Source organism: Filimonas lacunae, assembly GCF_002355595.1.
Taxonomy (GTDB): domain Bacteria; phylum Bacteroidota; class Bacteroidia; order Chitinophagales; family Chitinophagaceae; genus Filimonas; species Filimonas lacunae.
This window is the reverse complement of the sequence record NZ_AP017422.1, coordinates 6,557,555-6,577,711: the sequence shown is the minus strand read 5'-3', so window position 1 is coordinate 6,577,711 and position 20,157 is coordinate 6,557,555. Positions and strand designations below refer to the sequence as shown.

General features: G+C 43.2%; 16 protein-coding genes. 9 read left to right on the top strand and 7 right to left on the bottom strand.

The window, feature by feature from the left end:
- The first annotated feature begins 22 nt into the window (after positions 1 to 22).
- The 6 genes from FLA_RS25820 (at position 23) to FLA_RS25795 (ending at position 7,857) form a co-directional block, all read left to right on the top strand.
- A complete protein-coding gene (locus FLA_RS25820) occupies positions 23 to 1,849 on the top strand; it encodes an OmpA family protein (protein WP_084206023.1) in 1,827 nt (608 codons plus the stop codon).
- A gap of 44 nt (positions 1,850 to 1,893) precedes the next feature.
- Positions 1,894 to 2,913 (top strand): PorP/SprF family type IX secretion system membrane protein, encoded by a 1,020-nt coding sequence (locus FLA_RS25815; protein ID WP_076377330.1) that lies wholly within the window; start codon positions 1,894 to 1,896, stop codon positions 2,911 to 2,913.
- Positions 2,914 to 3,097: 184 nt separating this feature from the next.
- Positions 3,098 to 4,024, top strand: coding sequence for a PfkB family carbohydrate kinase (locus FLA_RS25810; RefSeq protein ID WP_076375767.1), 927 nt, complete (start codon positions 3,098 to 3,100; stop codon positions 4,022 to 4,024).
- Positions 4,025 to 4,127: 103 nt separating this feature from the next.
- Complete coding sequence (locus FLA_RS25805; protein WP_096511300.1) at positions 4,128 to 6,164, top strand: M13 family metallopeptidase; 2,037 nt, start codon at positions 4,128 to 4,130, stop codon at positions 6,162 to 6,164.
- Between the two features lie 268 nt (positions 6,165 to 6,432).
- Positions 6,433 to 7,422, top strand: a complete 990-nt coding sequence (locus FLA_RS25800) for an aspartate-semialdehyde dehydrogenase (RefSeq protein WP_076375765.1) — start codon at positions 6,433 to 6,435, stop codon at positions 7,420 to 7,422.
- 90 nt (positions 7,423 to 7,512) lie between these two features.
- A complete protein-coding gene (locus FLA_RS25795; protein WP_076375763.1) occupies positions 7,513 to 7,857 on the top strand; it encodes an MmcQ/YjbR family DNA-binding protein in 345 nt (114 codons plus the stop codon).
- A gap of 8 nt (positions 7,858 to 7,865) precedes the next feature.
- On the opposite strand, the gene FLA_RS25790 is transcribed toward FLA_RS25795, so the two are convergent.
- Genes FLA_RS25790 through FLA_RS25775 form a run of 4 tightly spaced genes read right to left on the bottom strand, consistent with a single transcriptional unit; the run spans position 7,866 to position 11,240 of the window.
- Positions 7,866 to 8,534 (bottom strand): DUF2461 domain-containing protein, encoded by a 669-nt coding sequence (locus FLA_RS25790; RefSeq protein ID WP_076375761.1) that lies wholly within the window; start codon positions 8,532 to 8,534, stop codon positions 7,866 to 7,868.
- A gap of 25 nt (positions 8,535 to 8,559) precedes the next feature.
- Positions 8,560 to 9,465, bottom strand: a complete 906-nt coding sequence (gene gldA, locus FLA_RS25785) for a gliding motility-associated ABC transporter ATP-binding subunit GldA (protein WP_076375759.1) — start codon at positions 9,463 to 9,465, stop codon at positions 8,560 to 8,562.
- Positions 9,466 to 9,482: 17 nt separating this feature from the next.
- Positions 9,483 to 9,698 (bottom strand): DUF6814 family protein, encoded by a 216-nt coding sequence (locus tag FLA_RS25780; protein ID WP_076375758.1) that lies wholly within the window; start codon positions 9,696 to 9,698, stop codon positions 9,483 to 9,485.
- Positions 9,699 to 9,719: 21 nt separating this feature from the next.
- The gene (locus FLA_RS25775) at positions 9,720 to 11,240 is read right to left on the bottom strand and encodes an MFS transporter (protein ID WP_076375756.1); all 1,521 of its coding nucleotides are present in this window, start codon (positions 11,238 to 11,240) and stop codon (positions 9,720 to 9,722) included.
- Between the two features lie 127 nt (positions 11,241 to 11,367).
- Between FLA_RS25775 and acs the strand changes: the two genes are divergently transcribed.
- Positions 11,368 to 13,332: an acetate--CoA ligase gene (acs, locus tag FLA_RS25770; RefSeq protein WP_076375754.1), complete on the top strand. Its 1,965-nt coding sequence runs from the start codon at positions 11,368 to 11,370 to the stop codon at positions 13,330 to 13,332.
- Between the two features lie 153 nt (positions 13,333 to 13,485).
- Here acs and FLA_RS25765 read toward each other — a convergent pair whose 3' ends face one another.
- Together FLA_RS25765 and FLA_RS25755 are read right to left on the bottom strand one after the other, a co-directional pair.
- Positions 13,486 to 13,836 carry a hypothetical protein gene (locus FLA_RS25765; protein ID WP_076375752.1) on the bottom strand — a complete coding sequence of 117 codons (351 nt, stop codon included), beginning with the start codon at positions 13,834 to 13,836 and terminating at the stop codon, positions 13,486 to 13,488.
- A gap of 1,518 nt (positions 13,837 to 15,354) precedes the next feature.
- A complete protein-coding gene (locus tag FLA_RS25755; protein ID WP_076375749.1) occupies positions 15,355 to 16,647 on the bottom strand; it encodes a hypothetical protein in 1,293 nt (430 codons plus the stop codon).
- A 209-nt stretch (positions 16,648 to 16,856) separates the two neighbouring features.
- On the opposite strand from FLA_RS25755, the gene FLA_RS25750 reads away from it, so the two are divergent.
- Both FLA_RS25750 and FLA_RS25745 read left to right on the top strand, forming a co-directional pair.
- Positions 16,857 to 17,396, top strand: a complete 540-nt coding sequence (locus FLA_RS25750; RefSeq protein WP_076375747.1) for a DUF6886 family protein — start codon at positions 16,857 to 16,859, stop codon at positions 17,394 to 17,396.
- A gap of 327 nt (positions 17,397 to 17,723) precedes the next feature.
- Positions 17,724 to 18,689, top strand: coding sequence for an SPFH domain-containing protein (locus FLA_RS25745; protein WP_197705829.1), 966 nt, complete (start codon positions 17,724 to 17,726; stop codon positions 18,687 to 18,689).
- Between the two features lie 79 nt (positions 18,690 to 18,768).
- On the opposite strand, the gene FLA_RS25740 is transcribed toward FLA_RS25745, so the two are convergent.
- Positions 18,769 to 20,157 (bottom strand): TlpA family protein disulfide reductase, encoded by a 1,389-nt coding sequence (locus FLA_RS25740; protein WP_076375745.1) that lies wholly within the window; start codon positions 20,155 to 20,157, stop codon positions 18,769 to 18,771.

Genomic DNA, 20,157 nt, shown 5'->3' with positions numbered 1-20,157 from the left:
TGCTAAAATCAGAACCTCGATCATGAAACTAACTGTATATAAAAAAAGATTAATTACGCTGGCGCTGGCTGGTGGGTTAATGCTGGTGGTGTGTGCTGTTCAGGCGCAATTAAGCTATGATTACCTGAAAGCAGCAGATAGTTATTTTAAGAAAGCAGATTATTCCTCTGCTTTTGCCTATTACGAAAAGTTTTTACAGGCAAAAGGCGGTGCAGGCGATGAGCATGACCCTTATGCTATTACCAGCGCCAAAAAGAAGGCAGCCGTTAGCAGTAAGCAGCAGGCGGTGTACCAGCTGGCAGAGAGCTACCGTTTGTTAACCGTGTACGACAAAGCAGCGCCGCTGTATCAGCAAATAACAGCAGAGCATGCCGCAGAATTTCCGCTGGCTTATTATCACTATGCTACCTGCCTGCGTGCCCTGGCGCGTTACAGTGAAGCAGAAAAGGCTATCAACAGCTTTATAGGTTCTTATAAAGAGAACGACAGCTATAGTGCTAATGCACAACGCGAATTGCTGAACCTGCGTTTTATTCAGCAACAATTGCAAAAGGGGGATAGCGCACAATACGCTATCAGCAAAATAAGCAAAGGCAAGGAAGGGGCCAGCTATGCACCCGTGTGGGCAGGTGATAATACTTTATTATTCACCGCTACCTGGACAGAAGGCGGTAAAGGTCACACCAATCATTTATTCAAAGCCACTTACAATAACGGAGAGTTAAGCAATGTTAGCCGGGCGGGATTGCCTGCTTCAGACCTGCACGAAGGGGCGGCCGTGTTGAGTGCCGACGGCAATACCATGTACCTTACCCGATGGCAGGTAAAGGGAGGAAAGAAGAGTGCCGCTATATATGTGAGCAGGAAAACGAACAATGGAACCCATACAGAATGGCAGGCTCCGGTGGCATTGAGCGAGGTGGTAAATACTACCGGCTATAACTCACAGCAGCCATTTTTAATGCCGGGTGGCAAACAGCTGCTGTATGTAAGTGATAAGCCAGGTGGACAGGGAGGACTGGATATTTGGGTGGCAGAGTTAAATTCTGATGGAAACCCAGTGAAAACCACTAATCCGGGTATGGGTATAAATACTCAATTTAATGAGCAGGCTCCCTATTATCATGCAGCTTCCCGTACATTAGTGTTTGCATCGGAAGGACGTGTGGGAATGGGTGGATATGATCTTTTTTATAGTAAAGGAACAGTGGGCAACTGGGATGCGCCGGAGAACTTTGGTTACCCGGTAAACTCGGTAAAAGATGATATTTATTTTGCCAGCCGTGGCAGTAGTGATAATATATTAGAGCAGGTAGTATTAAGTAGCGATAGAAGCGCTGTATGTTGCCTGGAACTATTACAACTGCAAAAACAACAACCGGTAGTAGCAAAAGTTACGCCGCCGGTGCCTGATAGCGCAGTTGTTACCAAAACTGAACCGGAGAAACCTGTTGTAAAAGAACCGCTTACAAAAGAACCTGTTGAAACAGTCACTGTTTTAGGAAATGTATTTTTTGAATTAAACAAAGCAACTGTTACCCGTCAATCGTATCCGCAATTAGATAGCCTGGCCATTCAGTTACAGGCCCGTGCTAACACAATAGTGGAAATTAGCGGTCACACAGATGATACAGGTTCCGACGAGCTTAACCAGCAGTTGAGTGAAGAAAGGGCAGCCAATGTGGTGGCCTACCTGGTAAGCAAGGGCGTAAGCAAAAGTCGTTTAACTGCAAAAGGTTATGGAGCCACCAAGCCGGTAGCGCCTAACAAAAATGCCGATGGAACAGATAATCCGGCGGGAAGGGAAAAGAACAGGAGAACAGAAATGCGTATAATTACGATACAGTAAAAAAATTGTCTATGTGATAATACCTGTTTAAATTGTGTATGCTTATGAGGAAGAAAATTGCATTTTGTGTGGGCACAATTGTGATGTGCCTGTGTGTGAAGGCGCAACAAAAGCCTCACTACACCCAGTATATACTTAACCAGTATATATTGAACCCCGCTTTAACAGGTATTGAAAACTACACAGACATTAAACTGAGCCATCGTCGTCAGTGGGCGGGCCTGAAAGATGCGCCTGTTACTACCTATTTTACTATCCAGGGGCCTTTAAATAAAAAGGATTACCGCACCACTGCCACTTCGTTCCAGGTAGACGGTACCAACCCGCGTGGTAACGATTACTGGCAGGATTATGAAGCCGCAGCACCGCACCACGGATTGGGCATGCAGGTGATCAATGACCAGACTGGTCCTTTACGCAATTTTTCTGCTTATGCTACTTACGCCTATCACATGGGCATTGGGGCGCGTACCAGCCTGGCAATGGGCGTTGGCGCGGGCTTTTTTAACATCGGTTTAAATGCCGATAAACTCAATTTTGGCAATACGCAGGTAGATCCTGCGGTATACAATAGCGGTACCATCAATGTAATCAAGCCCGATTTTATGGCAGGTATATACCTGTATGGTGCGGATTATTTTGTTGGTGCTTCGGTACAGCAGTTAATGGGGCAAAGTGTTTATTTCTCCAATAACAAAATAGGCGAAGGCAGTAAGCTAACGCCACACATTTTTGGTACAGCAGGTTACCGCTTCCTGGTGGGCGAAGATTTTAACCTGATTCCTTCGGTAATGGTAAAGTTTGTAGATCCATTACCGGTTCAGTTCGATTTGAATGCGAAGCTGCAATACCACGATTTTTTGTGGGTAGGTGCAGGCTATCGTAAAAATGATGGCTGGAACGCTATGGCAGGGGTGAACATCAGCAATGCATTTAATATCAGCTATTCTTACGACTATACCACTTCAGCATTGAATACAGTAAGCAGTGGATCGCACGAAATTGTACTGGGTGTGATACTGGGCAATAAGTATGGCGACTGGTGCCCTAAAAACATTTGGTAAAGAGTTCTATTCAACCTGGAGCCTTTAGAATTTAGCAGCTCAAAATTTTAGTTTTTTCTCATGTGTATTCTGGCCTGTTTCTACAGGCCGGATATGACACAGAGGAGGCCTATAGCAAAAGATTTGCTTTTATTCTGGCTGAAATATAATAGGTTTGCCCCCGGTAATAAAACCGGAGAAAAATATGTCTTTAATTGTAGTGGGAACTATGGCGTTCGATGATATAGAAACGCCCTTTGGAAAATCAGATAAAATTATTGGAGGATCAGCTACTTACGTTGCTTACGCAGCCAGCAACTTTGTACAGCCTATATACCAGGTTTCTATTGTAGGAAACGATTTTCCGCAAGCAGAAATGGATTCGCTTAAAAAGCGTGGTGTGGCACTGGAAGGTGTAGAAGTGGTGCCTGATAAAAAGTCTTTTTTCTGGAGCGGCCGTTACCATATGGATATGAACACCCGCGACTCACTGGTTACAGACCTGAACGTTCTGGCCGACTTTAATCCTATTATTCCTGAGAGCTACCAGAATGCTGAGTTTCTGATGCTGGGCAACCTGATGCCTAAGCTGCAGAAGTCGGTGATACAGCAGATGAAAAAACGTCCCAAGCTGATAGTACTGGATACTATGAACTTTTGGATGGACACTGCTATGGATGATTTGAAAGAGGTGTTAGGCATGGTGGATGTGTTGTTGATCAATGATAGCGAAGCACGCCAGTTATCTAATGAATTTTCATTAGTGAAAGCGGCGGCTAAAATACAGGCAATGGGCCCTCGTTACCTGATTATTAAAAAGGGGGAACATGGGGCGTTGCTATTCCACGAAAACAGCGTGTTTGTTGCACCTGCTTTACCACTGGAAGAAGTGTTTGACCCAACCGGAGCTGGTGATACGTTTGCCGGTGGTTTCATTGGCCATATTGCCAAAACCAAAGATGTATCGTTTGAAAACATGAAAACAGCTATTATAGTAGGTAGCGCCATGGCCAGCTTCTGTGTTGAAAAGTTTGGCACCCAGCGTTTAACCGAAATCAGCAAAGAAGATATTGATGCGCGCCTGGATGCTTTTGTGCAACTGGTGAATTTTGATATTGACCTGGTTGGATAATATCTGTATAGGTATTTATAACTAATAATTTTAATGATTAAATAAAAAAGACTTCCTGCATAGGAAGTTTTTTTATTTTTCCAAATAGTCTTAAAAATTGATAATGATGAAAAAATACATTTATGCATTATCTGCGGCGGGCCTGCTGGCAGCAGGATTAACCGCCTGTAGTAATGATAAAGGCAAAACGGAGCAACATTTTTTAGAAGTAGCTAATATAGATTCATCTGTACGCCCTGCTGATAACTTCTTTTTATATGTAAACGGCAGCTGGATAAAGAAGGCTGAAATACCGGCCACGGAAACGGGCGTAGGTTCTTTTACCGACCTGGATAAAAGCACCCGTGAGCATGTGAAGTCTATACTGGAAGAAGCCGCAAAAGGCACTTATGCCAAAGGTAGTGTAGAGCAACTGGTGGGCGACTTTTATGCCGCCGGTATGGATTCGGCCACTATTGAAAAAAGAGGATACGAGCCCGTGAAGCCCTTGTTACAACAAGTGGACAAATTAACAGATGCCGCTTCTATCATGGCTTTTGAAGCCAGTATGGAAAAAGATGGCTTCGGTTCTTTTTTACCTGCTTATGTAGGTCCTGATGAAAAGAATAGTAGTGTAAATACCATTGCCTTTTTTCAGGGTGGTTTAGGTTTGCCAGACAGGGATTATTATTTCAAACAAGATCCTGCTACCTTGAAAGTAGTAGCTGCTTATAAAAAACTGATCACCGATCTGTTTCAATTAACAGGAGTAGATTCTGTAACCGCTGCTAAAAACACAGAAACGGTATATGGTATTGAAAAGCAACTGGCAGCAGTGCATCGCACCAATGTGGAGTTAAGAGATCCACAAAGCAATTACCACCGTTTTGCTGTTGCACAATTGCAGGAGCAACAACCGGTTATTGGCTGGAAAAACTACTTAGGCCAACTGGGCATTAAAGCCGATTCGGTGAACGTGGGTCAGCCTGCTTATTATACCCTGGTGAACAGCCTGTTAAAAACAGTACCTGTTGAGCAATGGAAAGTATATCTTACTGCACACCTGTTACAATCTACTGCCGGTGCATTAAGCACTCCTTTTGTAAATGCTTCTTTTGCTTATACACAGGCATTAACCGGTGCTAAAAAAATAAAGCCACGTTGGGAAAGAATGTACCGCTCGGTAGATGGTAGCCTGGGCGAAGCTTTAGGCCAGTTATATGTAAAGAAATACTTTACAGAAGACGCTAAAAAGCGTATGCTGGAACTGGTGAACAACCTGGAAAAATCGTTCGACAACCGCATTGCACACCTGGACTGGATGAGCGACAGCACCAAGCAGGTAGCCAAAGACAAGCTGCATGGGTTTTTAAAGAAAATTGGTTTTCCTGATAAATGGAAAGACTATAGCAAAGTGGATGTAAGCAAAGACAAATACTTTGAAAACCTGGTGGCAGCAGCACGCAACGAGCATAACTTCCAGGTGGGTCAGGTGGGTAAGCCGGTAGATAAAACTTTATGGCAAATGACACCTCCTACTATCAATGCTTACTATAACCCTACTATCAACGAAATCGTATTTCCTGCCGGTATTCTGCAGTTTCCTTTCTTCGATCCTAATGCCGATGATGCTATCAACTATGGTGGCATAGGCATGGTAATAGGTCATGAAATGACACATGGCTTTGACGATCAGGGTTCGCAGTATGATAAAGATGGCAATATGAAAGACTGGTGGAATACCCAGGACAAACAAAAGTTCCAGGAAAAAGTGAAGCAGGTGATCAACCAGTATAACGGCTTTACGGTGCTGGACAGCGTGCATGTAAACGGTGCATTAACCACTGGCGAAAACATGGCTGACATTGGCGGTATTGCTATTGCATGGGATGCATTTAAAATGACGAAGCAAGGCCAGGATACTACTAAGATCGATGGCTTTACGCCTGCTCAACGCTTCTTTATGTCGTTTGCCCAAATCTGGCGCAGCAAGTATAAAGATGAAACAGTGTTACAGCGTATTAACACCGATCCGCATTCACCTGCTATGTGGCGTGTGCTGGGGCCGTTAATGAACTTTACGCCTTTCTATGAAACTTATAACGTAAAAGAGGGCGACAAAATGTACAAGCCGGAAAGTGAAAGAATTAAAATCTGGTAGCGCGTTTTTTGACTTTTTTTGAAAAAAAACTTGTGATTTTTGAATTTTCACTACTTTCGCTTCGTAATGATGCAAACAACGAAACAGATTAAACGTAACAAGAAACATTTTTCCAGCGGGGAAGGTGCCTAAACGTTTTGTGTGTATCGACAACATAACTGACAGCCTTCTCCGCACGGGGAAGGCTGTTTTTTTTACATCATATCATATTGAATAACCATTATTAACAACAAAAAGCCTCCTTGAAAGGAGGTTTCAGGAGGGTAACATGAAAGTAGCTGTAGTAGGCGCCACCGGTTTAGTAGGCACCAAAATGTTGCAGGTTTTAGCAGAACGTAATTTCCCGGTAACCGAACTGGTTCCAGTAGCCTCAGAAAGATCTGTAGGTAAAGAAGTTGAGTTTAAAGGAGTTAAGTACAAAATCGTAAGCATGGCCGACGGCATCGCCGCTAAGCCTGATGTAGCTATCTTTTCAGCAGGTGGCAGCACTTCCCTGGAGTGGGCTCCTAAATTTGCCGAAGCGGGTGTTACCGTTATCGATAACTCTTCTGCCTGGCGTATGGACCCTACCAAAAAACTGGTAGTGCCTGAAGTAAATGCCGATGCATTAACTGCCGAAGATAAAATCATTGCTAACCCTAACTGCAGCACTATTCAAATGGTGGTGGCCCTGAATCCGCTGCACAAAAAATATAACATCAAACGAGTGGTGGTAAGCACTTACCAGAGTGTAACCGGTACCGGTAAAAAAGCGGTAGACCAGCTGTTTAACGAAAGAAAAGGCGCCGAAACTGAAATGGCGTATAAATATCAGATTGACCTGAACGTAATTCCTCAGATTGATGTGTTCCTGGATAACGGTTACACCAAAGAGGAAATGAAAATGGTAAAAGAAACCAACAAAATTTTACGTGACGATTCTATCCGTGTAACGGCTACTACCGTTCGTATTCCTGTAGTAGGTGGCCATAGCGAAAGCGTAAACGTAGAGTTTAGCAACGACTTTGACCTGGAAGAAGTAAAAGAGATTTTACGCAATGCACCAGGTGTAGTATTGCAGGATGATACTACCAACCAGGTATACCCAATGCCACTGTGGGCGCACGAAAAAGATGAAGTGTTTGTAGGTCGTTTACGTCGTGATGAGTCGCAGCCTAACACCTTAAACATGTGGATTGTGAGCGATAACCTGCGTAAAGGTGCCGCTACCAATGCCGTGCAAATTGCAGAATACCTGCAGGGTAAAGGATTACTCTAGTTTTTATATAACAAAGCCATTAAGCAACAGCATTGCTTAATGGCTTTTGTCTTCGTTTGCTTCCCTTCCTGAACTATAAACAGCCATGTTATGAACATTGAACACCTGCGTAATTATGCGTTATCATTGCCGGATGTATCGGAAGAGTTTCCTTTTGGCAATGAAACACTGGTGTATAAAGTGAAGGGAAAAATATTTATGCTTTGCGGAATGGATAGTGAGCCTTTACAGTTTAATGTAAAGTGCGATCCTGATAAGGCATTGGAGCTGCGGGAGCAATACCCGGCCATCATACCGGGCTATCATATGAATAAGAAACACTGGAACACCGTTATTATAGATGGCAGCCTTTCCTTTGCGCTGGTAAAAGAAATGATCAGCGATTCGTACCAGCTGGTGTGGAAAAGCCTGCCTAAAAAACTGCGGGAAGGGTAGGTGTAAGGCTACTCCACCGAGCGGTTGATAAAATCCAGTAACGGCTGTATGGTTTCAAAAGCTTCTAATACTTTCTTTGGAAAGCCTTTGGATAAAAGGTCTTCGTCGTTTACAGGACAGCTGGCAATAAAGCTTTTAAATTTCAGGTATTCTATAGCCGGGTTATCTAATTCATAACCTTTGGGCGGACGGCTTAACTTTAAATCGTCTGCGTTTTCCAGTCCGTTATATACTTTAATAAACTTCTTGCTTTTTACTATGCCTTCAAACTCTTCCAGGCAATAGTCAATTTCCTGTCTTACCTTTTTTAAAGCATCCGGTTCGGGCATCCATAAGCCACCACCAATAAAACTGTTTCCTCCGGGTTCTACATGAATGTAATAACCAGCGTATACACTCTTTTTGCCGTCGCGTTTAAAGCTGGCACCAAAGTTTGATTTATAGGGCGCTTTGTCTTTACTAAAACGTACATCGCGGTTAATGCGAAAAACGCATTGCTTCGCTTCCAGCTCGGCTATGGTAGCATCTTTTTTACCGTGCTGTTCAATAATCTCTTTTACCAGTGCGGCAAAATCTCCTTTGGCTGCGTCATACTCTTTCCTATGTCCGTCAAACCACTCTTTCGCATTGTTCTTTTTCAGTCCTTTCAAAAACTGAAGCGTACTTGCCTGTAACATATAAACGGATTAAACGTGTTGCTAACTATTTGTCGCCTGTTAAGCTGCGAAACAACTCTTCCAGGTTGCCGCCTTCATTTTGTAACTGGGTAATATTCAGGTTTTCTTTCAGGGCCAGCTCCATCAGTTGCTTGCGGGCGGCATTGTTGTCGCTGGTTTGTAACTGCCAGGTGTGCGTGTTAATTTTATTCACGTTGTTCACAGCTGGTAATCTGCGCAGCCATTCATCTTCCAGGGCTTCTTCAAAAGAAACCTTTATAGCGTTGTTGTCGCCTTTTTGCAGGTCGGCCAGCGGGCTGTCGGCTACCAGTTGTCCTTTGTTAATAATGATAACACGACTACAAATAGCCTGCACCTCCTGTAAAATATGGGAAGAAAAGAGTACGGTTTTATGAATACCCTGCTCTTTGATTACGTTGCGTATTTCTACTATCTGGTTGGGATCTAAACCGCTGGTGGGTTCGTCCAGTATCAGCACCTCGGGGTCGTGTACCAGGGCAGCGGCCAGGCCTACACGTTGCTTGTAACCCTTAGACAGCTGCACTATTCTTTTTTTGCTTTCGAGGGTAAGCCCGGTAAGCGCAATCACTTCTTCTACCCGTTTTTTAGCATCGGGTACCTGGTGCACACCTGCCACAAAAGCCAGGTATTCGCGAATGTACATATCTGTATACAGTGCATTGGATTCGGGCAGGTAACCTATTTTACGCTTAATATTAATAGGGTTGTCCTTTACCACAATACCATTAACGGTTACATTGCCGCCATCGGGCTGCAGGTAGCCGGTAATCATTTTCATGGTAGTGCTTTTGCCTGCGCCATTGGGGCCTAAAAAGCCTACTATTTCACCTTTGCCCAGGGTAAACGAAATGTTGTTTACCGCTTTCTGTTCACCATATAATTTGGTCAGTTGTGTAACCGCTATTGACATGGTTCAAAGATAAGGCATCAGCTATCATATTCGCCTTTCAATGCATAGTACCCGAATATCATTAGCCCAACGGCTATAGGAGTAAAAATGGTGATGATAATGATCCAGGGCAGGTATACGTCCTGCACGGGGTTGGCGGCAATTTTGCGCCAGGCTTCCCATATGAGTAAAAAAATAGCCAGGGGACCGGCCAGCAGCCAGAAAATTCCTAAAATGCGTTTAACAAGATTCATATAGCAATGTTGTAGTGGTGGTTAATGCTTTTGGTGTTTAGTGCTTACATATAATGCGCCTATGATAAAACAGGCGGCGGCTATGCCAATAGGATACCATAAGCCGGCCAGCACATCGCCGGAAGGATTGGCGGGTGTTTTAGAATATTCATACATCAACGTGCCTATAAAAGGAACCAGTCCGCCAAACACTCCATTACCTATATGATAAGGCAGGCTCATGCTGGTATAACGTATATGTGTAGGAAACAGCTCTACCAGAAAGGCTGCTATTGGGCCATACACCATGGTAACAAACAGCACCAGCACAAAAATAAAACCTACCACGCGCGAGCCGTACATATGCCCCAGTAACATTGATTTTTTCACCTGTGGAATGGCCTTGTCACGCGAAGTGCCGGCGGCAAAAGTTTTCTTCTGCGTTTCGGTAAGCACACTGCCGTCGGTATAGGTATGCATGGTGCTTACTATTACAGCGCTATCGCCGGTGGACGCATCTATATGGGCAGTGGTTTGCGAAAGACGTTTACCGGCGATTTCTGTTTTATGGCTGGCATCGGCATAGCTATACAGGCTGGCAAAAATGGGGCGATAGCAGATCAACGCTATCAGCATACCTGCCAGCATAATCGTTTTGCGTCCTATTTTATCGCTCAATGCACCAAATACTACAAAAAATGGGGTGGCCAGCAACAGGGCTATGCCCATCCAGGTATTTACTTGGGTGGCATCGAGGTTACAGGTTTTGAGTAAAAAGGTTTGTGCATAAAACTGGCCGGTATACCATACTACACCCTGTCCCATAGTGGCGCCAAACAATGCCAGCAACACCATTTTCAGGTTGGCTTTATGGCCAAAGCTTTCTTTGAGGGGATTAGCAGATACTTTACCCTCGGCTTTCAGCTTTTCAAATAACGGCGATTCCTGCATTTTCAGACGTATAATAATAGACACGCCTACCAATGCTATGCTCAGTAAAAATGGAATACGCCAGCCCCAGTTATAAAAATCGTCTTTGCTTAATAATGTCTGACAGCCAAGTATTACCAGTAGCGATACAAACAGGCCAAGGGTTGCAGTGGTTTGTATCCAGCTGGTAAAATAGCCGCGCCTGTTTTCTGGTGCATGTTCTGCCACATAGGTAGCAGCGCCGCCATACTCGCCGCCCAGTGCCAGGCCTTGCAGTAAGCGTAGTAATAATATCACTACGGGTGCGGCCTTAAAGGTGGCGTACCCGGGAATAAGGCCTATGCAAAAAGTGCTGCCTCCCATAATTACCAAAGTAACCAGGAAGGTGTATTTACGCCCAACCAGGTCGCCCAGACGGCCAAACACCAATGCACCAAATGGCCGCACAATAAAACCGGCGGCAAAGGTGGCCAGGGTGCTTAAAAAGGCGGCAGTAGGATTACCAGAGGGAAAAAACTTTTCAGAAATAATAGTAGCCAGGCTACCAAAAATGTAGAAGTCGTACCATTCAATAAGAGTACCCAGCGAGGATGCCCCAATCACGCTGTAAAGGTTCTGGTTGCTTTTTTTCATAATCAATTGGCAAGAGTTAGGAAAGGAAGATAAAGAAAATATTCATAAAATGCTCCTCATTTAAGGGGAATAGGCGGTGCGAATGAGAGTATGCAGTAAATTTAAACCCTACAAAAGATAGATAGCTATGTCATACCCGTATCAGATTCGGTCAATGGAGGAATACGAGGATACCTACCAACAGAGTGTTAAGAACCCTGAAAACTTTTGGGCCAATATAGCCAGTAACTTCCACTGGCGTCGTCGTTGGGATAAAGTGCTGGAATGGAACTTTACCGAGCCTAGTGTAAAGTGGTTTAGCGGTGGCAAACTCAATATCACCGAAAACTGTATAGACAGGCACCTGGAAAAGCTGGGCAACCGCCCTGCTATTATCTGGGAGCCCAATGATCCTGATGAGTATCACCGTATTATCACCTATAAAGATCTATACCTAAAGGTGTGTCAGGTGGCCAATGTACTTAAGAACAATGGTGTTAAAAAAGGTGATCGTGTTTGTATCTATATGGGCATGATACCCGAGCTGGCCATCTCTGTGCTGGCCTGCGCGCGTATTGGCGCTGTTCACTCCGTAATATTTGGTGGCTTCTCTGCACAAAGCATTGCCGACCGTTTACAGGATGCCAAGGCGGAATATATTATTACCAGCGATGGCGCTTTTCGTGGTCAGAAAGATATTCCGCTGAAAAGTGTAATTGATGATGCACTGGTAGCCTGTCCGTTTGTGAAAAAAGTGATCGTATGCACCCGCACCCGCACAGCTATATCTATGATCAAAGGCCGTGACGTGTGGTGGGAAGATGAGATCAAGAAAATTGAAACCCTGGGTATGACGGATTGCCCTGCAGAAGAAATGGATGCAGAAGATCCGTTGTTTATATTATATACTTCCGGCAGCACCGGTAAGCCTAAAGGGGTTGTACATAGCTGTGCAGGTTATATGATCTATACCAACTACAGTTTTATCAACGTGTTTCAATATAAGCCGGGTGACATTTTCTTCTGTACGGCAGATATTGGCTGGATCACCGGCCATAGCTATATCGTATACGGTCCTTTAAGTGCAGGTGGCACCACGCTGATGTTTGAAGGCGTGCCTACCTGGCCCGATGCCGGCAGGTTATGGGATGTGGTAGACAAATACCGCGTAAACATCCTATATACTGCGCCTACCGCTATCAGAAGCCTGATGGGGTACGGCTTAGGCCCTTTACAAAACAAAAACCTTTCTTCCTTAAAAGTACTGGGTTCGGTTGGCGAGCCTATTAACGAAGAAGCCTGGCATTGGCTGGATGAACATGTAGGCAAAAACAAATGTCCTATTGTAGATACCTGGTGGCAAACAGAAACAGGTGGTATTCTTATTTCCAACCTGGCAGGTATTACCCCACATAAACCGGCACACGCTACCTTGCCTTTACCGGGTGTACAGGTGTTGCTGGTAGATGAGCAGGGTAAAACAGTACCTAACAGCGATAGTGCCGCAGACGGCGTTTACAATGCTGCACCACAGGGGGATGGTTTACAAAGCAGTGGCAACCTGTGTATCAAGTTTCCATGGCCTTCTATCATACGTACCACCTACGGGGATCATGAGCGTTGCCGCACTACTTATTTTGCCAGTTACAAAAACCTGTATTTTACAGGGGATGGCGCACTGCGTGATGCCAACGGTAATTACCGCATCACCGGCAGGGTTGATGATGTATTAAATGTAAGTGGTCACCGCATTGGTACTGCTGAGGTGGAGAATGCTATAAACATGCACACCGATGTGGTAGAAAGTGCTGTGGTTGGTTTTCCGCACGATATTAAAGGACAGGGCATTTACGCTTATGTGGTATATAGTGGACGTAACCCCGACCAGGTGTTAACCCGTAAGGATATTATTGCCACCGTTAGCCGTATTATTGGTCCTATTGCCAAGCCCGATAAAATACAGTTTGTGAGCAGCTTACCTAAAACACGAAGTGGTAAAATTATGCGTCGTATTCTGCGGAAGATTGCGGAAGGCGAAATGGATAACCTGGGCGATACCAGCACATTACTGGATCCGGGCGTAGTGGATGAGATAAAGCACGGCAAATTATAATGTCGCTATCATAAAAAAGGGCTGATCGGTTTTACTGATCAGCCCTTTTTCTTTTCCTGTTGTTCAGGATAGCTATAAAACAACAAGGTCCACCATAGTGGACCTTGTTGTTAATTTTCAATGTATATACCCCGGATTTGTGGAATGTAATGGTTAGGCAACGGCACGAAAATCGGTGTTTTTGTTTCCACGAATAGCAGGCATGTATTCAGTTTTTGTATCCAGCTTGTCGGCTTTTAACAGGAAGGCGTCTATAGTATTTAATACAGAGCGTTTCACTGATTTAAAGCTTACGGGTGTGCTTTCAGACTCTTGATAATCTTTTTGCAGGTGATAAAAAGTAACCTGTATATGGTGTCTTAACACGGGATTAGATACCTGTTGGTAGTGGCGTGATAAGATGGTCATCATCTCCAGCAGATGCAGTCGTAAGGTTAATACATCTGTTGTGTTGCGGAAATGCATCGCTTTTATCCTGGCTGTTACTTCAAGTATATTTTCCATGTTCTTTTAATTAGTTTGTTTTTAAATAAAGGCCGGATCGGTATTTCTTTTTTTTATCACGATCCGGCCTCGTGTGTGTTTTTGTTCGGTTACAGTGTTTTTCACAGGTTCTGGTGCTTCGTTCATCTTGTCGTTAAAGGCTCATCTTTTGTTCATCTCCTTTTCATAGGTTTTTCGTTTTCATAGGACACGTTTCATAGGTTCTTGTGTTCTTCATAGTTCCTGGTGTTTTTCATAAGGCTTACAGTTTTCATAGGTTGTGTTTTCATAGTAAAACGGTGTTCTTCATAGGTCTTTGTTTTTCATAGCAACGGGTTTTTCATAGTGTTTTCAGCTTTTTCTTAGGTTAACCATCTGCCAGAGTAATATTCTATAACCTTGCCATTTTTTGGAAGTGAAAAAGTAAAAAGTGCTGAAACGCTTTGCTGCATTGCGTTTCAGTGTTTTTAAATTTTTTCTGGCAAAAAGCCAATCGTTAAAAAAGTGTTGCAATAATTCCGCAACAACATTCATTTTTTTCTTGGACGTCATCAAAAAAACGAGTCGAACTAATTGATATACAGTTAGTTCTCACTTTTTAATTCTGCCTTGCCATGATAATTTTAAGAATAAGTTGACTTTTACAACGCTAAAAGGCGCTGTATATTTGTATTGTAATTGAAAGCAACGCTACTGAAACGGTAGAAATCAATTACCACAAATTAGATTTTAGTAAGAATTTTCATATGGCAAGCAATCGTTAGAGGTCATCTGTTTCTACAGAAGACCCTTTTTTTTATATGCCTGTTTGGGTTTCTCAGCCTCGTCTCTCTTCGCTTGATTGTTTAAAAACAGTACATTATTTTTTCGCGCAGCAACTTATAATTCTCGTCAGAAGACTTATAAATTCCGTCCGGAAGTCTTAAAAAATGGCCAGAAGGTTGCCTGAGCACTTTTTAAGATCTTAAATTATAACCAGAAGGTTGTTTGCTCCCGTGCCAGAGTCCAAAATTTCCGTCAGAAGGTTGCCTGACCAAAATTTAAGATCTCAAATTTTCGCCCGAAGGTTGCTAATTCTCATGCGGGAGTCTTAAAATTACGCCAGAAGGTTGTCTGAGCACTTTTTGAGATCTCAAATTATGGCCAGAAGACTTGTAATTTTCGTCAGTAAGTTGGTAAATGCCGTCATAAAGCTTAATGATGAAGTCTGTTAGCGTGGCCGGCAACATTTAAAACTTCATAGAGTGCGTTCTAAACTTTCGTCAGAGAACAAAGTGCACTATAGAAAGTACGGGGAGCTCTCCATGCGAATTTACAAATTTCAGGAACAGCGGCCGGTACTTGTGTAGAGCGTCCTATAAAACATTCCTTCCATCCGAAAGAGCATTAGTACACTTAAAAAGAAATACGTTTTTTTACTAAAAACGTTTCAAAAGGACATCTGAGTAAAAGCAGACTATGCGCTAACAAAATAATAAATGATAAAAACAGACTCTGAAGCCTGTTTTTATCATTACTACTTATTAACCCCTGATATATTTATCTGAATTCTGTTCGCCCAAAGTTCCATTGTCTTTGACTGGTTGGCGTGCCATCCGAATAAGAGTATTCTGCAACAGCCAAACACGACCAGGTCAGATTCACATTTGTTTTATTCGACGATATTGAGTACGAATTACCTGGATTCTGAATAGCCGCAATTCTTATGCATTCCCTGCTGTAATAATCTACATAAGAGACAGATGCCGGCGTGGCAGCTACAGGATACATCGTTACACTTTGTATTTGTGAATTGGACGCATCTCTGGTTATTTTTGCATAGCAGCTATAATGAATTCGCTCATACCCATTTACAGCTACAGAAAAATCTCTTTGATCATACATAACTTCGTCATATTCATACATTACATCTTCCGTAACCAATGTTTGTACAGGAGGTTCAGGAGGAGCAATACATCTATTATTAACTACGAAATTCACAAAGTACAGTTCTGCTATCTGACACCATAACCCATTACCCAGGGTCAATTTAAAATTGTCCATAAGGGTTGTGCTTATCCCATTAAGCTGATTGGTATTAAGGCCTATTAAAGAGGTTACAGGTCCGGTAATAATCATCCCGGCACCTAATTGCATGTACACTGTTATAGAGGTTCCAGAGTTATTGGTTAACGTTAATCGCATCTGCTCAGTCCAGTAATTATTAAATCCATCTGCAACAACTGCTACGTCATACGAACATTGACCAGGAACTAATTTTATGTAATAGGTGTAATCAACTGCTACTGTACAAGTTTCATCCCGGCTGGCTGATTTCTGCTGTGTTTTATTGGCAACGATTTGAGGAACAGGTAATGGTTGCAGTATCCGTGCAGCTGACAAATCTGTATGATTAAACTGTTTGGAGATGCTGAAATAAGACTTTGATTTACTGGTATCATTTCTAACAAAAGCTGCATTTGTAAAGCTCTGATCCGGATTACGCGAAGCTACCAGCAAAACAGAAGAAGTATCTGACCCTATACGTACCTGAAATACGTAAGTAGTAACAGAGTCGGAAAGCGTTTTACCTACCAGAAATTGATCCCAGTTAATAAGCACACCAGCTGGTACACTATCCGAAAAATGACTGACACTGTTCAATGCTTCTAAATCATTCACCATTTTTTCAACGGAAGCATTGTTACCATTGTAAGAGGTTAACTGATTAACCCTGTTAGCAATATTGTTCTCCTGCTTTTTACAGGCAGTAGTAAGAATTGCGAAAAAGAAGGCAGTTAAGATAAAAGGCAGTAGCTGGGGGGGGCTGGTCATTTTGTTTTTGTTTATCATTTTGCTTAAGGTTTGAACAACTTATCAGGAAAAAGTATGGTGGGTGGTAGTTTATCAGGTTGTCTCATACAGTTACCTGATTAAAGACGAACAAAGAGATGAAACAGGGGGGCGGATAGTAATTTTGTAGCTGGAAATAAGCCTGAATTTCCTCTTTACCTTTATAACAGCCATGATTCTGTTTATAAAAACCTGCTAAATAATACAGTATGTTATTTTTCCATCACGATGCACTTTTTCACATCAGCCAGGAGCCCGCCATTCAACAATTTATTCCCAGGCCTTCGCCTTCTCACTTTGAAGGCTTACAGACTGATGTGGTATTTGCTATTACACAGCAGTTATTACATAATTACCTGTTGCCACGCGATTGTCCGCGTGTAACCTGGTATGCAGTTGACAGCACTACGGCAGCCGATAAGGCCCGTTTTTTAACTGGTAATACAGCATACGTAGTAGCAATAGAACAGGGCTGGCTGCCATTGATTAAAGCAACTACTTTGTATTGTTACCAGCTACCTGCGCAATCTTTCAGGGTGCTGGATGCAGGTGCAGGTTATTATGTTAGTGAAGAGCCAGTGATTCCTGTAAGTGTAACGGTTATGGACGATGTGCTGGGTGCATTGCAGAACAGGAACATTGAATTGCGCATTTTGCCGGAGCTATGGGAGCTGGCAGATGCGGTGGCGGCTTCTACCATGCAATATTCGATAATACGGATGCGTAATGCTACACCACGAAAACAATAAACCGATGCGGTTACCATTCAACAAACGTTGTAACCACTCATCGTAACAAGCTATACCGCTTATCTGTCCTTATGTATCTTTACATCCTCAATCAAACAGGAGACTATCTCCACGAAAAATGAACTTCTCTATTACGCGTTTAGCGTTACATGCCAATTGAAGGCATATTCCCGTAAGCAGTAACTGCTTTCTTATCAAAACCTTGATACAGTTCAGGCGTTAGTGTATTAGCACTATCAGTTGCACAGGTATGGTTCCTGTCATCTGTGTGCCTTTACGTGTAACCGTTTCGCTTTCTCTTATCATCAAACTATAATTAATTGTAACATGAAAAAAGCATTACTCTTTGTATTGGTATTTGCTATTGTAAATATTGCACTGCTGTATATCCATTTATGGTTATTCAGAACAAGACTGCCGGCATTATGCCTTATCAGCATTGTTGCGCACCTGCTATTACTTATTCTTTTCCCTTATCATAAACTTAAAAAACAACAAAAAATGAACACAACAACCAACCTGTTGCTGGCGGGGCTGCTGGTAACTTTTTACAGCTGTAACCCTGTAAAACCTAACTACGAAGGCGTTTTAATGAAAAACTATGGCCGTAATGGCGAAGAAGACTTTTCGGCAGTAGTGGGTGCACAGGGAATTTTAGGGCCTGGTACCGAATTATACCAGGTGCCTATGTTTGAACAGAAGGCTGATCCTCCGGAAGTAGTGATCACCGCAAAGGATGCCGGTGTGTTTACAGTAGATCCCTCCCTTACTTACCAGGCCATCCGTGGCAAAGGAGTAGATATCATCTTCAACTTTAAACACGTAGGTATTAAAAATGAAGATCAGATCATGGACAATATTGAAGGTGCTGTGTTAAACAACCTGGTCACCAATGCTTATCGAGAGGAGGCCCGCGGCTTTACCACCGATAGCCTGATGAACAATTTGAACAACTTTGAAACGGCAGTAGAAAACCGTTTGAAAGCGGAGTTTGAAAAGAAAGGGTTTACGCTGTTATCTCTTACCAGCGGCTTAAAACCACCAGCGTCGATGGCAGAAGCTATTGAGCGTCGTAACAACACCCGCCAGGAAGCGGAGCGTGCCAGAAATGAACTGCAGATAGCGCAGATTGCACTGGAAAAAGCAAAACTGGAAGCAGAAGCCAACCGGGTGCGTGCTGCCGGATTAGACAGTAAAATTTTGCAGCAGCAATGGATTGAAGCTATTAGAAACACTACCAATAAAGTAATTATTACAGATGGCAGAACGCCTGTGATATTGGGGCAGCAATAATCCGAAAACGTTTGGTTAATAAAAAGCCCTCTAAAGCAAAATACTTTAGAGGGCTTTTATGGTTAAATGAAAATGGGGGTTAGCTTCCTTGAAGCGTTTGTTCAATTAACTTTTTCAATTCCGGTTCTGAAGGGCGGGGCCCATCGATGGTAACAATTTTGCCTTGCTGGTCAAATACCATAAAGCGTGGAATAGTATTGATGCTATAAAATTTACTGATATCGCTCCAGCCTTTGGCAAACAACTGAACTCCGCCTAAAGCATGCTCTTTTACAAACTGCTGCCATTTGCCAAAATCTTTTTCTTCATCCACAGATACACCCAGGAACACTACATTGGCGTTGCCGGCATATTCTTCTTCCAGCTTTTGTAAATGTGGCAGCTCTTTTTTGCAGGGCCCACACCAGGTAGCCCAAACATCTACCACTACCACCTTGCCTTTTAAATCTTTAAACGACACTTGCTTACCCGTAATATCAGGGTAAGTGAAGTTAAATCCTTCAGCGCCTTTACGCATGGTGTTCAGGCTTTTCATGGCAGTAAAGTAACGCTGATTGGCTAAAGGGGTAAGCAGGTATTGCTGGTAAGGGTGTATGGTTTCTGTTAACTCTTCGTACGACTTAAACATCTTTAAAGTGTTGGCCAGGTATACACCTTTTAAAGTGTCGTTATCAATTTCGCGAAGATTACGTGTTACTATCTGGGCCGGCGTCATTCTTTTAGCTGCTGTGTCGCGTGGCAGCACATGTATAAAATAGAAAGAACAGTAAAGGGATAGCCAGTCTGCTGCTTCCCCTATCTGTAATATAGAGGAGCTGTTAAACTTGTTGGGCGCTGCTATGGTGTTGTAAAAAGAAGGCCATTGTGCGCGGGTTGGATGCACGCTGTGAGGAAGTGACACAAAAATAGCTGCCCAGCGTTGCATATCCATAGCAATGGTTTGCTTCATCAGCTGATTAAATTTGCTGTTAGGTGTAATCAGCTTTTTAGCAAAAGCATCAGACTGCCCTGCTAGTGTGGTTAAAGCAGGAAAGAAGGAATAGTAGGTAGTGCTATCGCCCAGGCGCGCGGCGCGTTCTACTGTATTGCTCATAGCAGCCCATTGCTGTATAAGCTTGTTCTCGGCCGAGCCATTCACCACCTTGTAGCTACCATCTTCTTCCAGGATTACCGATAGCTGGTCATTCGCTTTTAAATAAAGGCGGGTATAGTTTCTTTTCAACGTATCGCCCAGGTAGTAAAAGCCTTCTTTACAATTGGTAACCACAAAGCCAAAGCCGCCGGTACTGTCAAGGTTGGTAGTAGCGTAATGGAATTTCTCCCCTTCCTGTACATACATTAAAGTTACGGGGCGCTTTTTCTCTTTGTTTACAATGCCTTTTATGAGTGTTGTATTGTTTTGTTGCGCACAAACCAGGCCCCACCCGGATATGGTGAGGCAGGCTGTTAGTAAGAAATGCTTTTTCAA

What these genes read in the sequence shown, in the direction of transcription:
- FLA_RS25820 (WP_084206023.1), top strand. Translation starts at nt 23, where the DNA reads ATGAAACTAACTGTATATAAAAAAAGATTAATTACGCTGGCGCTGGCT.
- FLA_RS25815 (WP_076377330.1), top strand. Translation starts at nt 1,894, where the DNA reads ATGAGGAAGAAAATTGCATTTTGTGTGGGCACAATTGTGATGTGCCTG.
- FLA_RS25810 (WP_076375767.1), top strand. Translation starts at nt 3,098, where the DNA reads ATGTCTTTAATTGTAGTGGGAACTATGGCGTTCGATGATATAGAAACG.
- FLA_RS25805 (WP_096511300.1), top strand. Translation starts at nt 4,128, where the DNA reads ATGATGAAAAAATACATTTATGCATTATCTGCGGCGGGCCTGCTGGCA.
- FLA_RS25800 (WP_076375765.1), top strand. Translation starts at nt 6,433, where the DNA reads ATGAAAGTAGCTGTAGTAGGCGCCACCGGTTTAGTAGGCACCAAAATG.
- FLA_RS25795 (WP_076375763.1), top strand. Translation starts at nt 7,513, where the DNA reads ATGAACATTGAACACCTGCGTAATTATGCGTTATCATTGCCGGATGTA.
- FLA_RS25790 (WP_076375761.1), bottom strand. Translation starts at nt 8,534, where the DNA reads ATGTTACAGGCAAGTACGCTTCAGTTTTTGAAAGGACTGAAAAAGAAC.
- gldA (WP_076375759.1), bottom strand. Translation starts at nt 9,465, where the DNA reads ATGTCAATAGCGGTTACACAACTGACCAAATTATATGGTGAACAGAAA.
- FLA_RS25780 (WP_076375758.1), bottom strand. Translation starts at nt 9,698, where the DNA reads ATGAATCTTGTTAAACGCATTTTAGGAATTTTCTGGCTGCTGGCCGGT.
- FLA_RS25775 (WP_076375756.1), bottom strand. Translation starts at nt 11,240, where the DNA reads ATGAAAAAAAGCAACCAGAACCTTTACAGCGTGATTGGGGCATCCTCG.
- acs (WP_076375754.1), top strand. Translation starts at nt 11,368, where the DNA reads ATGTCATACCCGTATCAGATTCGGTCAATGGAGGAATACGAGGATACC.
- FLA_RS25765 (WP_076375752.1), bottom strand. Translation starts at nt 13,836, where the DNA reads ATGGAAAATATACTTGAAGTAACAGCCAGGATAAAAGCGATGCATTTC.
- FLA_RS25755 (WP_076375749.1), bottom strand. Translation starts at nt 16,647, where the DNA reads ATGATAAACAAAAACAAAATGACCAGCCCCCCCCAGCTACTGCCTTTT.
- FLA_RS25750 (WP_076375747.1), top strand. Translation starts at nt 16,857, where the DNA reads ATGTTATTTTTCCATCACGATGCACTTTTTCACATCAGCCAGGAGCCC.
- FLA_RS25745 (WP_197705829.1), top strand. Translation starts at nt 17,724, where the DNA reads ATGAAAAAAGCATTACTCTTTGTATTGGTATTTGCTATTGTAAATATT.